The sequence below is a fragment of the Labrenzia sp. PHM005 genome, from assembly GCF_006517275.1.
Lineage (GTDB): Bacteria > Pseudomonadota > Alphaproteobacteria > Rhizobiales > Stappiaceae > Roseibium.
On the sequence record NZ_CP041191.1, the window covers coordinates 2,638,909 to 2,651,611 of the forward strand.

Below are 12,703 nucleotides of genomic sequence, written 5' to 3' on the forward strand. Positions count from 1 at the left end.
GGACATAGCATGTGCCGAACAATATTCTTAGCTGCTTGTATCGCCGCAGGACTTGCATTTACAGGACCGGCGCCGGCTCAGGAGCTTGATGGTAACCAGTTCAGGGCTCCCAGCGAAGGTTCCTGGTATCACCCGATCGACCCGGAGACCTGGCTTCACGTTGGCGGACGACCGCAAGAAATTGCAGCCGCACTGACACGCATCAAAGAGACAGCGCCTAGCGACACACTTCCCGATGATCCGTCGCGCCGTGGGGCCGGAAGCTGGATCGAAACCTGGACCGAGTTGGGCAAAACGGCATTGGCAGAGGCTGATGACTTGAACGATGACGACAAACCGGAGGCGGCCGCCAGCCGCTACCGTGATGCATTCAGCTATTTTCTGCGGGCGTCATCGCCACACACGAATGACCCGGAACAGCGTTCGGCTTTGTCCCAGGCTTGGCAAGCCTATGAAAAGGCAGGACAGTTTTTGCCTGTACCAATCCGAAAACTGGATATTCCGTTTGATGGCGAGGAATTTTCCACTTGGTTGCATCTTCCCAAAGGCGACGGTCCGTTTCCTGTGGTGATCGTTTCCATGGGGTCGGATGTAACGAAAGAGGAGCTTCTGCCATATTTCATCAAACAGCTGGCGGTTCGGAAAATCGCTATGCTTAGTCTCGATATGCCGGGGAATGGAGGCTCTACGGCCTATTCTTTTTCACCGGATCTGGACAAGTTGCACGCTGCTGCAGCTCTCCATCTTAAAACGCTGCCCGAGATCGATGGCCGAAACATCTTTGTTCAAGGCGCCAGCTTTGGCGGGACGCCAGCAGCACGGGCGTGGGCTGCCCGGCCGGATCTTGACCTGGCCGGTGTCATTTACATGTGCGGCCCGCTGCACCGGCCTTTTATGGCTCCGCCGGATGCCTACAGCCAGTTTCCGGCCTTTACGATGGATGGTGTTCGTGCCCGGCTAGGTCTCGATATCGATGCAAGCTTCAAAGAAATGTCGGTGGGTCTCCGTCCCTTGTCATTAAAAAGCCAAGGGCTGTTTGAGGGGCCGCAAATTGATACTCCGCTTCTCGCAATTCTGACAAACAGGGATCCAGTGGCGCCGTTGGGCGACGTTCAGTCGCTGATGGCTCGTGGCACGGATGTCACCCTGCATGTGACTGACGAGCCGGGCCATTGTCCTCAACGGGACCCACGGGAGGCGATCGCCGCAAGCTGGATTACTGGAAAAATCCGCGACTAGGACAGTAGAAGAACTGTCAAGGCAGGCCGGTGTTTCACCACCTGCCTTGCTTTTCTGATGCTTAGTCAGGCAAGCGGTTGCTGAGATGGCGACAACAGGCTCGATCGCTAATGATTTGTGCAAGTGGTCGGGCGATGTAGACGCCATCCCGGGGGAGGCTGCGCATGGCCAGCAACATTATGTCTGTCAGCGAGCGGGTTTCAGGTTGCGATATTGTTCCTGTTTCAAAAACGTCTCGCTAGTCTCCTTTAAGAAGCATAAAAAGGTATCTTACTCCCCGCGCGGAAAGCGGTTGCCTTCCTCCACCTCATTCAAATCCATGTGGTTGCGCATGTAGCGTTCCGAAGCTTTTTGCAGTGGCTGGTAGTCCCAGGGGAAATAGGCGCCGTTTCTAAGAGCCTCATAGACGATCCAGCGGCGGGCCTGGGACTGGCGGACTTCGCCGTCATAGGCGGCCATGTCCCATTTATTCGAGACTTGTTGAGCAAAGGTTGCGGCTGTGTCCGCATGGGCTGGATCCCCGGCCAGATTGGTCAACTCATTCGGGTCGTCCGCCAGGTTGAACAGCTGCGGCGGGTCGAGCTCGCAGTGAATGTACTTCCAGTCGCCCTCCCGGATGCCGACCAACGGGGCATAGGAGGCCTCGGCGGCATATTCCATCAAGACCGGCTCGGTGCGGGCCGCGCCGTTGGCGAGCGGAACCAGGCTGGTGCCGTCCGTCCAGGGCAGTATTTCGCTCATATCGATGCCAGCAAGGTCGCAGGTTGTCGGCAGAACATCGAGCGTGCTCACCGGCGTGACGATGTGGGACGGCGTTAGATCCTTGTCGGCGATCATCAATGGGACGCGCGACGAGCCCTCAAAGAAGGTCATCTTGAACCACAGACCACGCTCTCCGAGCATATCGCCGTGGTCGGAAACGAAGAGAATGGTGGTATCTTCCGCAAGATTCATCGCTTCGAGCGCATGCAGGATCTCGCCGATCTTGTCGTCCAGATAGGAGATATTGGCGAAATAGGCGCGGCGGGACCGCCGGATGTTGTCTTCGGTGATGTCGAAATTGCGCCAATCGTTGGCATCGAAAATCCGCTTGGAATGCGGGTCGTGATCCTCATAGGACTTGGCCGGAACCTCCGGCAGCAGGTGCTCGCAGTCCTCATAAAGGTCCCAGTATTTCTTGCGGGCGACGTAGGGATCATGCGGATGAGTGAAGCTGACCGTCAGGCAGAACGGGCGGTCGTATTTACCCCGGCCATAATCATAGATCTTGCGCACGGCCTGGAAAGCTACGTCGTCGTCATACTCCATCTGGTTAGAGATTTCCGCAACACCGGCGCCAGTCACAGATCCCATATTGTGATACCACCAGTCGATCCGCTCGCCCGGCTTCCGGTAGTCTGGAGTCCAGCCGAAATCGGCCGGATAAATGTCGGTGGTCAGCCGCTCCTCAAAACCATGCATCTGATCCGGGCCGACGAAATGCATTTTTCCGGACAGGCACGTGGTGTAACCGGCGCGGCGCAGATGGTGCGCGTAAGTCGGAATGTCGGAGGCAAACTCCGCCGCATTGTCGTAGACGCCGGTCCGGCGCGGCAACTGGCCGGACATGAAACTCGCCCGTCCCGGGGCGCAGAGCGGGGATGCGGTGTAGGTGTTTTCAAAACGGACAGACCGTTCCGCCAGTTTTTTCAAGTTTGGAGCGTGAAGGAAATCTGCCGGACCATCTGGAAACAGCGTGCCATTTAACTGATCAACCATCAGGATCAGAATATTTTTCTTATCACTCATCGCAGCCTCCTCCCGAGTTCCCGACGCCAATGTTTTTGGCTGTGTTGGCAGACTATGGATTTTTACTGATTGATCAGTCAATCAAAAAAGATTCGAGGCTTGTTGGGCGAAAACTCATGGTTGGCTCCAGGTACTGAGAAACTGAAAAATGCGTCGTGACCTGAAGTGCGCTCCAGCTTTCAGGTCCAGCAAATCGTTCTGTTTCGAGACAGCAAATGGGGATCTGGAGAAATGCCTATGCTTAGCGTAGAGCCAGATCTAAATGATCTGCAGTCGTTCTGATCGCGGCGCGGATTGAATTTGTCAGCACATTCAGGTGGAAGTTCCCTCCAGCCGGCTTTCCATCGCCAAAGAGTTTCCGTTGCCGGTCTTTTATGGCCTGGGAAGGCGGCACTTATGCCGCCGCAACGTCTTTCAGGAAGCGATCGATCCGGCTTGTGACGGTGTTGAGTTGGGCCGTGGCTTCGTCAGCGATGGATTCGACCTGTTTGGCCGATTGGCTGGTCTCACTGGATCCTTTGGACAAGTCGCCAACATGGTTGGAGACCGTGGCTGTTTGTGCGGCCGCTTGCGAAACCCCGGTCGAAATCTCTGAGGTTGCTTCGGATTGCTGCTCGACGGAATCGGCCATTGCCGCGGCGGTTTCGTTGACGTCTTCCATCATATTCATGATCGCGCTGATTGCGTCCACAGCGGCCCCGGTGGATTGCTGAATTTCGGACACCTGGCTGGAAATCTCATCAGTTGCCTTGGCGGTTTGACCGGCGAGGGATTTGACCTCGGAGGCGACAACGGCAAACCCTTTGCCCGCTTCGCCAGCGCGGGCTGCTTCAATGGTGGCATTGAGGGCAAGCAGATTGGTCTGTTCTGCGATCTCCTGGATAAGTTGCACCACTGCGCCAATCCGCTCTGCGGCCGCTGACAAGCCACGGATTTGGTCGTTGGATGTCCGGGTGGCACCGGTCACTTCTTCGACGCGGCCCAGGGTGGCATTGACCTGCCGGCCAACTTCCTGAACTGACGCGGACAGCTCTTCGGTCGCGGCCGCGATTGTCTGGACGTTCTGGCTGGTTTGGCTGGAGGCCATGCTGGCATCTTCGCTTTTGCCGGTCGTGGTTTCTGCAATTCCTGTGAGTTGTTCTGCGGTATCTTCCAGCTGCTGCATGTTGCCGTTGACAGTTGAGAGCGCGGTCTCAATGTCTTCACGGAAGTTGGCAACCAGGTCATCAACCGCCTGCTGGCGCTGGCGAACAGCTTCGGCGCTGGCTTCGGTTTCCTCTTCCAGCCGCACGCGTTCAACTTCGCGGTCTCGGAACGTGCCAACGGCGCGCGCCATATCGCCGATTTCATCGCCGCGCTGGTCTGCTGCCAGATCAAGGTCGGTTTTACCGTCTTGTAATTGCTGCATGGCACCGGTCAGACCGCGCAAGGGCCGGATGATGGCCCCGGTCAGTAGAACCACAAAGCCGATCCCCATCGCAAGGGCTACTACAAGGGCTCCCGAGATCTGGGTTTGGGCCGCGGTTGCCGACCCGACTGCTGAGTTTCCTGATGCCAAACTAATCGCTTCAGCTTGTTCGGTCAGCTGGGTAACCGCCGCAGTGAATGCGGTCTGACTTGCGTCAAGATCCCGGGTGCTTGTAATCACCGTTTCAAATGTCGCTGCGAGTGCCGGAAAACCGTCTGTGCCTGCTTTCACAAGTGTCTGCAAAGGACCGTTCAAGAGGTCCGAATAGGCTTTGTCCTTGGTCTCTTTGAGAGCGGCGACCCGAACTTTCTCCAGATCCGCGAGCTGCGACTTAGCGCCATTGAGATAGTCCTGAAAACTGGCTGCGACCGCATCTGAAGGAGTGTTCAGGAAATCGGCATAGGAACTGCGGATTCCCAACACACTCCGGGCAATGTTCTGGGTGTTTGAAGACAGAAGTGCGATTTCGGCGGAGGCCGCTTCAAACGCGCGCAGTTCGGCACGCAGCTCCTTAATTGGGGCTTGAGCTTCGGAAATGATGCTTTCCGCCAATGTGCTGAGCTCATTGGCAAGCGGCTGAAAGTCTGCTTTCCAAACATCGTCTGAACCAGGCGCCTTGTGTGCCTTGATTTTCTTGCCAAGGGCTTTGGATGTTTTGATCAGCTTTTTGACGTCAGCCTTCAAAGCCTTGGTTTTCACTGTTCTGCGGACGGCCTTGGCATCCTTCTCCAGGTTTTTGACCTGATCCGCGAGTTTCTTGCCTGCTGCCTTGTCGGCAGACGCCACAAACGCAGATGTTTCCTGTTCGAGCATAGCTGCGGTGGTGCGCATGTTTGTAAGACGTGGCGAGACTTTGTTGAGGTCATTCATCTTGCCCTTGTTCGTAAGGGCAAGGGTCGACCGATAAACCTCAAGGGCTGTGTAGTCCTCGAAAACCTTGTTTGTCGTTGCGACCAGATTGGTGGTCAGGGAGTTCAGCTCGTTTACCGCCATATCGCGATCGGTTCGCACAGCCGCAAGGGCGGTAAACTGGTTTTCAAGATCCGCGATGATTTTGTCGAGATTCTCAGCTTCAGCGGGCCGTGAGGCAGCCAGATCTGCGCTGTGCCCGGAAAGAGATGAAATGTCTGATTTGACAGCTGAGGCGCTGCCAATTGTGGCTGTACGGTCGTAATTCTGCGCGTTGGTTAGGAGCGTGGGTATATTTCCCAGCAGTTCATTTGCCGTTTTTGCGGTGGTGACCGATGTCTGCACTTGAGATGCCGCGAACAGGCCGCTGGCCCCGACGCCAATGGCGCACAAAAGCATGGCAGCAAAGCCAATTCGCAATTGTGTTTTGATGGACCAATTCAGAAATGCCGGTTGCTTGGATTTGGAGGTGGTTGGCGCCGTTGCGGAATTTTCTCTGGATCTACGGTGTTTTCCAAATTCCGGAAATGACAACTTCATGTTCTGATGTCCCAATAACAGTATCTACTGGGATTTTTACCGGTTAATACTTAAAATTTATCAAATATGTCAGCGTCATCAGAGAACGCCGTGTACTTCGAAATAATTACACCAATTGCATTTATTTTGCTCACGACGCCGTTGCTTTTGAAGTGCCTGAGGCCGCGTGGACGAATTGGAGACGCCTTTCGTGGGACAAAAGGTAGAACCACATCTCCAATTCGTCCACACAGCCTAACGACTGGCGTTATTGGGATCATCGACCATCGAATAGCGCAACTTGAGAGATTTTCTCAATCTGCTTAAGACGTCGGGATTTGAATCTGGATGGCACGCCAGTGAAAGATCGACCTCTTTCAGTGTGAACACATTCTTGATCTTAATCCCGCGCTTATCTGCGATGTAGGGAGCTGACAACAAACCGCCAAGCCAAAGGTCGATTCTGCCGGCGAGCAGCATGTCAACGTTGAGAATGTCAGAATCAACCAAGGTCAAACGCGGATGACCAGCTTGTTGGGCATCCATCGTGCTGGTCCAGCCAGCGACAGCACCGGTGCTGTAGGCGAAGGTGTCCGAATGGGCGCTCAATTTGATTTTGTTTTCTGCCAAGGCGAAATAAGCGAAACCGTCAATTTGCAGCGGGCCAACCCACTCGAAGTTTGGTTCGCGAGCTTCCGTCCGCCACAACGCCATGAAGCACGTGTTCGGTTTTCGTTGTGTAACAAGCAGGCCGCGTTTGAACGGAGCCAGGCGCATCGTAATGGACACCCCTGCATCTTGCGCGAGGGTGCGGACTATGTTCGTCACACGGCCCGCGATCCCGCCATTTTCGTCGCGAAAATAGAAAGGCTCGTAGTTTTCGGTGTAGATAAGCAGATCGGGCCGCTCGGCGTCAGCAGCCGCATGGGATACAAGGCCAAACAAGCACACTATGAAAGCGATGCCATTGACCAAGGTTCGCATTCTGTCCGCCTCCCGCGATTCAAACACTTGGGTTTGATACTCCAAAACCGCCGCCAACCACCTTATTCTTACAATCCTATAGCGTAGGTAAATCACCAACTTAGCAAAGCGGCGCAGTTCCTTCGATAGCGTCTGAAATTGGCAGTTGAAGTTCAGCCTTCAATGTTTTGCCGGATGTCTGAAAATGATCCGTAAAGATGATCCAGAAGGACACGCACCCTCGGATTCGTTTTCAGATCGGTATGGGTGAGGATCCAGATCGCCATATCAGGAACCGGATCAAAACCCGGCAACCGCACAACGCTGGGATCATTGTCGCCTAGGTAGCATGGGATCATACCGATGCCCTGTCCCATTCGGATCATATAAGCGGCGGCGACTGCGGAATCGACAGTAGCAGCAATCCGGGCGGGTATCGCTGGTCTTTTCGACAAGGGGTAGTCGATGGAAATCCACCGATCGAGTTTCGGCCTATTCTCCAAGTAGGAGGGAGCTGCGTAGAGGCACATTGGACTGTCCGCTAGTTTCCGGCCAACTGCATTATCCGGTGGTGATTTGGTGATACGAATTACGACATCGGCTTCCCGTTTCGGCAGGCTGGTCAGCTGATCAGACATAACCAACTCCAAAATGATCATCGGAAACTGTTGCAGGAAGTTTCCGAGAACCGGTGCGAGCACGCTTAAATATAGGCTCTCAGAGACGGACAATCGAACAGGGCCGGCCAGGCTGGTATCTTCCGCGAATGCGGCCCGGTCGATAGAAGCGGCGTCTTTTTCCATTCGTTCTGCAATTGGGAGAATACGACTGCCCAAAGGGGTGAGTTCCCGGTTTTTCGCGCCTGGCTCAAAAAGCGGTCCGCCCAAGTCAGCCTCAAGTGCCTTAAGTTGCCGGGCGACGGTTGAATGTGTCGTTTCAAGCCGTTTTGCGGCCTGTCTGACGGAGCCTTCCCGCAAAAAAGTTAGGAATGTTTTCAGATGGTCCCACTGCATCACGCACTCTTGATGGATGATTTTTGCGACATAGTGTTGCGATTATGGAGAATTTTTTATCCATTTCAACTGCGGTAACCACAAAGCATTCCCAACGAGGAGTGCAAGGAATGACTTACCAAATCAGTTTGTTACATGCAGACATCCCGGAGCCGATGCAAGGAAGCATGCGGCTCGGTCTTATCCATGCCGGGACCCAGGTTGCTGAGCTGGACTACAGCTGGAACGAAGACCAATTCACAGCGACTTTTCTGGGCAATGCACCAAATTTGCCGACCCCCGCCCACCCGGTTCTGTTGCTTCAAAAGCCGATTTCCGCAATCCGGGGAATGATGACGCCTGATCATCAGCGGCCAACGGATGTTTTCAAGGATCACCAAGTGGAAATCGAAGTGGAGTGATGAATATGCGTTTTCTGAATACAGCTGCCGCGTTTTTGATGGCTTTTTCGTTTACGTCAGCAGCCGTACAGGCGTCCGACAAAGTCGGTGTTTTCGCCTTGTACTCCGCTGAAAAAGGAGTGTCTCAATCTGCCTTTGACAATACCGGATGTTCGTTGACCCGGCAGGGAGCAATCGTTGCCCGTCAAGGCAATCTTGATCTTCCAGATGCCAACCGCTTTGTCCTCCTCAACTGCAATGGACCTCAGCTATCAGGCGGTGGTGCAAAGGGATTGCTGGCCAACCTCGAAGCGCCCCTCATCCTGGAAGGAGGATTGGAGTTTTTCGAAGAGCCGGTAAAAAGTGATGAGGTCAAGAACCGGCAGTATCTCCTTAAGGTCGCCTATTACAACAACAAGGACATCAACGCCCGAGATGCGGATCTAAAAGCCATTGGAAACATTGTTGAACCGCTTGAGGACCGGTATCACAATGAACTCTTCATAGACGTGCACCGGGCGTCGGGGGTACGGACACCCGATGAAGTGGTCGCGATTTATTACGATACGCCGGAGAACGGCAGCCGCTTCCGGGAGAACAATCAAGAGATTTTGGAGATGGTCGGGGCTTTCAACATGAAGCACCTTGTGTCCTTCACATATCTCGTTGCCAAGCCTGACTGATAATCGCTTTCAGAGTTTCCATGATAGGCTTGGTGACCCGTCACCAAGCCTATTTCCGCTCGTTATGGCCCAAATCCTTTTCCGGCCAGAGGAGGTCCCGCAGACGTTGTTTCAAGATTTTTGCCTCAGGGAAGCCGTCATCCGCCTTACGGTCCCAAACAGTGGTCCCGTCGCAGGTAATCGTAAAGGTGCCGCCGGTTCCTGGGACAAGCGTTACAGCCACGGTTTCTTCAGAAAAGGTCGACAGGATTTCCTGCGCCAGCCAAGCGGAGCGCAACAGCCAATTGCATTGGCGGCAATAGGTGATGATGATATGGGGCGCGGGAAGGTGCTGCATGAGCCTTCAATCCTGTTTTTGTGCGAATTCGAAGATCTCTCTTGCCACAGTCCAACCCAGATATTCCAGCCTCGTTACCCAAGTCATTGCAGACGGCATTCCAGCAATGCCCGGAGTTGTTTGCGGTCATGGGATTACCAGTTGCTGCCGACGTGATGGATGGTCTCAGTAATCATGTGCTTCGTGTGACGGCAGAAACGGGCGTATTTTTTCTACGGCTGGGCAAGGGAGGCGCAAAGGCACCGGTCGACCGGTATCGGGAAGCGCATAATGTGCGCCTTGCTGCGGAAATTGGTGTGGGGGTAGCGCCAATCTTCATTGAACCGTCGACAGGAACATTGGTTACCCGAAGTGTAGAAGGCCTGGTGGCTTCTGGAGATGATTTGCCGGAGTTACTTGGGAAACAACTGGCCAGCCTGCATACCTCCGGTCTGCAGTTTGAGGGGGACATCAATCCAACGCACGTATTTGAAAATCTGTTTTCCCAAGTCAACGGTGCCTGGGATGCCTTGGCGCTTGAGCTTTTGGATAGTGACTTGAGGAAACAGATAGGGGATTTGGCTGCTCTATTTGAAACCAGTGGGACAGAAACTGGAATTGAACCAGTTCCAAGTCATGGGGATCTGTCGCCCGGAAACTGCTTGTTTGCCTCTGGTCGGGTGTGGCTGATCGATTGGGAGTTTTCAGGTATGGCAGCCCGGTCCTGGGACTTGGCCTATGCAATTCAGGAACATGGCTTTGATGCGGTAGCGGAAAGCCGTTTTCTGCAAGCCTATCAACGCCAGGGCGGACTAAAAGTTTCAAACAGAGACCTGCAAATCACGAAGGCGCGTTGCGATAGCATCTCGGCCATGTGGGCGCTTTTGCAGATATCAAAGGGGCGGGATCGAAAGGTATTTGCTCCATTTGCTCATGACCGATTCACTCGGGCCTTTAACTCCAGCCTTGGATTTTCTTGAACAAGGGGCTCGCAGCCCGGGAAAAACTCATCAGAATGGTTTTATTCCACTATGAGAGAAAAATTCCCTTGCGGCAGAAATAGGATTGCACAACTCAAAATTAAGCAAAATCCCTTATGCTATTGAAGGTCTGATAACATTCAGTTAGTCGACTTCAAGCTTTGGGGGCGTGCAATGCATTTGGTTTCAATGATTTATGCCAGCAAAACCAAGGATATTGATGATGTCGCGATTGACGGCATTCTTCAGAAAGCGCGGAGCAATAATCCGAAACTCGGTCTGACCGGTGTCCTCCTCTTCAATAGCAAGTTTTTTGTTCAATGCCTTGAAGGCGGCCGGATGGACGTCAATCGGCTCTACAATGCGATTGCCAAGGACCCAAGACACGAAGACCCGGTTATCCTGGATTACAGGGAGGTTCCATCCCGCAGTTTCTCAGAATGGAGCATGGCGTACATTGGCGAAAGTGAGTATCACGAACCGATGGCTTTCAAATACACAACCAAGAAGTCATTTAATCCCTATGACATGAATGGGGATCGCATCCGTGCTTTTCTGAGCGAGATGGTGCAGGTGGCGAATCCCGCTTCAGGGTAAGCGCAACGTCACGGCAACAGCGTGTCATCTGGCGTAAGTCTGGGGATCGGCAAGGCAAGTGCTGTAGAGAGCACTCATTTGGGTTTGCAAGCTGGGATCTTGCGGTGTTGCCAGCAACGGCTCCCATACATTCTGTGTTTTCAATCCAGTTAACGTGCAGGCGCAGGCCGCTTGGCAAAGCGGCTCGTTATCTAAGCTCTGCGAGCAGGTTGCGGTGCAATTCTTTTGGAAACTGCGGCTCGTCGTATCCATGCCAGGGCCGAGGACTGTGACGCTCCATACCAGGCCAAAGAGCACGGGCTGATGAAGGAGATAGATCGGCAGGGAATGGCGGCCCATCCATCGCAACAGGAGGCTAGGCCTGCCACTGAACCGGAGTGTTGAGAGCCGTTCCAAAAGTCCAGACCTTCGGACCATTTGGGAAGCTGTGATCCCTAGCAGCGTGGCTCCAGTCCAGGGCGCCAGGGGAACATAATCAACGCTGGCACTTGCGGGGGCTCCCAATCCTGTCCAGAGCCAAAGATCACCGTCGAAGACCGTCGTAGAAACCAGGTGAGGCAGGGCTAAAAAGGTGACGCCGGCAACAGCGGAAAAAAACATCGACAGACGGGTGAAGGGCAGGGCGATGAGGCTCGAAGCGGCGATGCAGTGCAGGATGCCAAAGCGAACGAAAATCTCAGGAAAAGCGAAATAAGTGCCGAGCGAAACACTGGCCGCCGCCGCTAGAATAATCGCTTCCCGTTTCCAAAACGACCGCCATCGAATCTGGCGATGATGGGCGAGATCCAGGCTGATGCCGGCGAGAAACAGAAAACTTGCTGCTATTGAGATGGCAAATGTTCGCCATCCCGCAGCGTCTGCAACTTGCCAATCGACAAAGGCAAACCAGGATAGATCCCAGGAAAAATGGTAGATCACCATGGCGATGACGGCGACGCCGCGCGCCAGATCCAAAAGTGCGAGCCGTCCAGACGCCTGGCTAGACGTTTCTATCGCATCGCTGTATCCGGATGAAACTGTCATGGGACCTTGCATACCGCCGGTCCGTTGCAAAAGCGATTGAAATTCCGCTCAGCGCGCTTGGCAGTTTTATGTGAAGCGCCGGAGGTCAGCCACTGAAAGCCATCATTAATGTGGTGACTAGCGCCACTGCACAAAGGATCGCACCAACGTAGGGCCAAGGAGATGGCCGATGAGTGGCAAACATATCCTGATTGACCGGATCTTGCAGCATATCCACTACCCTTTCGGTCGAGATAACCTGCCGCAGAGGTTGCTCCAGAAAATTCGTGGCGAAAAGATGGTAAATAGAATCTGAAGCTGTTTTCCCAAGAAAAGCGTCTAGTTGTGGATGGTCGAGCAAAACGCCATTTCGGCAATTGACTTGAAGGAAGTCCATGGCGGGCCTTGGGAATTGCCCGCCATCAAGCGAGAATCAGAGAGACAGGGCGTCCAGACCTGCTTCCAAGTAGTCTGCCAGCATGGGCATTCCGAGTAGGTATGTCGCGGTTGACCCGACAGCGCGCTCCTTGGCTTCCTGTACGGCTTGGGTAAAATCTTCTGCTTCAAAATCGCCCCGGCCGATCCACGCGATGGCAACGAGCTCAGCGGATTCGTCCACGTTCAGATCTTCCAGCAACTCGCGCAGTTCTTCGTCGGAAAGGTCATCATTTTCCTCTTCGGCCAAACCGTCGTGGCTGTGAGCCTCCTCAAGCGTGTCGGCATCAAACTCTACGTCGCCCTCATGCCCATCCTCAAACGTGTCGTTCGAAGATACGGCGACTGCTTTGGCCTTTTGCACCAACATCCGGATGGTATCGGCTGATAGAGAGAGATCAACGTCCATGA

General features: G+C 54.0%; 13 protein-coding genes. 5 read left to right on the forward strand and 8 right to left on the reverse strand.

Annotated elements, in window-relative coordinates; genetic code table 11:
- Positions 1-9 precede the first annotated feature (9 nt).
- The gene (locus FJ695_RS11880; protein WP_141185647.1) at positions 10-1,239 is read left to right on the forward strand and encodes an alpha/beta fold hydrolase; all 1,230 of its coding nucleotides are present in this window, start codon (positions 10-12) and stop codon (positions 1,237-1,239) included.
- A 270-nt stretch (positions 1,240-1,509) separates the two neighbouring features.
- Here FJ695_RS11880 and betC read toward each other — a convergent pair whose 3' ends face one another.
- The 4 genes from betC to FJ695_RS11900 form a co-directional block, all read right to left on the reverse strand.
- Positions 1,510-3,027, reverse strand: coding sequence for a choline-sulfatase (gene betC, locus FJ695_RS11885; protein ID WP_141185648.1), 1,518 nt, complete (start codon positions 3,025-3,027; stop codon positions 1,510-1,512).
- 394 nt (positions 3,028-3,421) lie between these two features.
- Positions 3,422-5,944: a methyl-accepting chemotaxis protein gene (locus FJ695_RS11890; RefSeq protein ID WP_141185649.1), complete on the reverse strand. Its 2,523-nt coding sequence runs from the start codon at positions 5,942-5,944 to the stop codon at positions 3,422-3,424.
- Between the two features lie 234 nt (positions 5,945-6,178).
- The gene (locus tag FJ695_RS11895) at positions 6,179-6,907 is read right to left on the reverse strand and encodes an ABC transporter substrate-binding protein (RefSeq protein ID WP_141185650.1); all 729 of its coding nucleotides are present in this window, start codon (positions 6,905-6,907) and stop codon (positions 6,179-6,181) included.
- 152 nt (positions 6,908-7,059) lie between these two features.
- The gene (locus FJ695_RS11900; RefSeq protein WP_141185651.1) at positions 7,060-7,899 is read right to left on the reverse strand and encodes a LysR family transcriptional regulator; all 840 of its coding nucleotides are present in this window, start codon (positions 7,897-7,899) and stop codon (positions 7,060-7,062) included.
- Positions 7,900-8,009: 110 nt separating this feature from the next.
- On the opposite strand from FJ695_RS11900, the gene FJ695_RS11905 reads away from it, so the two are divergent.
- Both FJ695_RS11905 and FJ695_RS11910 read left to right on the forward strand, forming a co-directional pair.
- Positions 8,010-8,300: a hypothetical protein gene (locus FJ695_RS11905; protein WP_141185652.1), complete on the forward strand. Its 291-nt coding sequence runs from the start codon at positions 8,010-8,012 to the stop codon at positions 8,298-8,300.
- Between the two features lie 5 nt (positions 8,301-8,305).
- Positions 8,306-8,962 (forward strand): hypothetical protein, encoded by a 657-nt coding sequence (locus FJ695_RS11910; protein WP_141185653.1) that lies wholly within the window; start codon positions 8,306-8,308, stop codon positions 8,960-8,962.
- A gap of 49 nt (positions 8,963-9,011) precedes the next feature.
- On the opposite strand, the gene FJ695_RS11915 is transcribed toward FJ695_RS11910, so the two are convergent.
- The gene (locus tag FJ695_RS11915) at positions 9,012-9,299 is read right to left on the reverse strand and encodes a SelT/SelW/SelH family protein (protein WP_141185654.1); all 288 of its coding nucleotides are present in this window, start codon (positions 9,297-9,299) and stop codon (positions 9,012-9,014) included.
- A gap of 41 nt (positions 9,300-9,340) precedes the next feature.
- On the opposite strand from FJ695_RS11915, the gene FJ695_RS11920 reads away from it, so the two are divergent.
- Both FJ695_RS11920 and FJ695_RS11925 read left to right on the forward strand, forming a co-directional pair.
- Positions 9,341-10,258 (forward strand): choline kinase family protein, encoded by a 918-nt coding sequence (locus FJ695_RS11920; protein WP_168206336.1) that lies wholly within the window; start codon positions 9,341-9,343, stop codon positions 10,256-10,258.
- Positions 10,259-10,432: 174 nt separating this feature from the next.
- Positions 10,433-10,855, forward strand: a complete 423-nt coding sequence (locus FJ695_RS11925; RefSeq protein WP_141185656.1) for a BLUF domain-containing protein — start codon at positions 10,433-10,435, stop codon at positions 10,853-10,855.
- 24 nt (positions 10,856-10,879) lie between these two features.
- On the opposite strand, the gene FJ695_RS11930 is transcribed toward FJ695_RS11925, so the two are convergent.
- The 3 genes from FJ695_RS11930 to FJ695_RS11940 all read right to left on the reverse strand — a co-directional run bounded on the left by FJ695_RS11930 (position 10,880) and on the right by FJ695_RS11940 (position 12,701).
- A complete protein-coding gene (locus FJ695_RS11930; protein WP_141185657.1) occupies positions 10,880-11,878 on the reverse strand; it encodes a heparan-alpha-glucosaminide N-acetyltransferase in 999 nt (332 codons plus the stop codon).
- Between the two features lie 85 nt (positions 11,879-11,963).
- Positions 11,964-12,254, reverse strand: a complete 291-nt coding sequence (locus FJ695_RS11935) for a hypothetical protein (protein WP_141185658.1) — start codon at positions 12,252-12,254, stop codon at positions 11,964-11,966.
- Positions 12,255-12,290: 36 nt separating this feature from the next.
- Positions 12,291-12,701 (reverse strand): DUF3775 domain-containing protein, encoded by a 411-nt coding sequence (locus FJ695_RS11940; protein WP_141185659.1) that lies wholly within the window; start codon positions 12,699-12,701, stop codon positions 12,291-12,293.
- Between the last annotated feature and the right edge of the window lie 2 nt (positions 12,702-12,703).

Coding starts and splice junctions, on each gene's coding strand:
- FJ695_RS11915 (WP_141185654.1), bottom strand. CDS start 9,299: ATGCAGCACCTTCCCGCGCCCCATATCATCATCACCTATTGCCGCCAA.
- FJ695_RS11880 (WP_141185647.1), top strand. CDS start 10: ATGTGCCGAACAATATTCTTAGCTGCTTGTATCGCCGCAGGACTTGCA.
- FJ695_RS11910 (WP_141185653.1), top strand. CDS start 8,306: ATGCGTTTTCTGAATACAGCTGCCGCGTTTTTGATGGCTTTTTCGTTT.
- FJ695_RS11905 (WP_141185652.1), top strand. CDS start 8,010: ATGACTTACCAAATCAGTTTGTTACATGCAGACATCCCGGAGCCGATG.
- FJ695_RS11925 (WP_141185656.1), top strand. CDS start 10,433: ATGCATTTGGTTTCAATGATTTATGCCAGCAAAACCAAGGATATTGAT.
- betC (WP_141185648.1), bottom strand. CDS start 3,027: ATGAGTGATAAGAAAAATATTCTGATCCTGATGGTTGATCAGTTAAAT.
- FJ695_RS11900 (WP_141185651.1), bottom strand. CDS start 7,899: ATGCAGTGGGACCATCTGAAAACATTCCTAACTTTTTTGCGGGAAGGC.
- FJ695_RS11940 (WP_141185659.1), bottom strand. CDS start 12,701: ATGGACGTTGATCTCTCTCTATCAGCCGATACCATCCGGATGTTGGTG.
- FJ695_RS11895 (WP_141185650.1), bottom strand. CDS start 6,907: ATGCGAACCTTGGTCAATGGCATCGCTTTCATAGTGTGCTTGTTTGGC.
- FJ695_RS11930 (WP_141185657.1), bottom strand. CDS start 11,878: ATGACAGTTTCATCCGGATACAGCGATGCGATAGAAACGTCTAGCCAG.
- FJ695_RS11935 (WP_141185658.1), bottom strand. CDS start 12,254: ATGGACTTCCTTCAAGTCAATTGCCGAAATGGCGTTTTGCTCGACCAT.
- FJ695_RS11890 (WP_141185649.1), bottom strand. CDS start 5,944: ATGAAGTTGTCATTTCCGGAATTTGGAAAACACCGTAGATCCAGAGAA.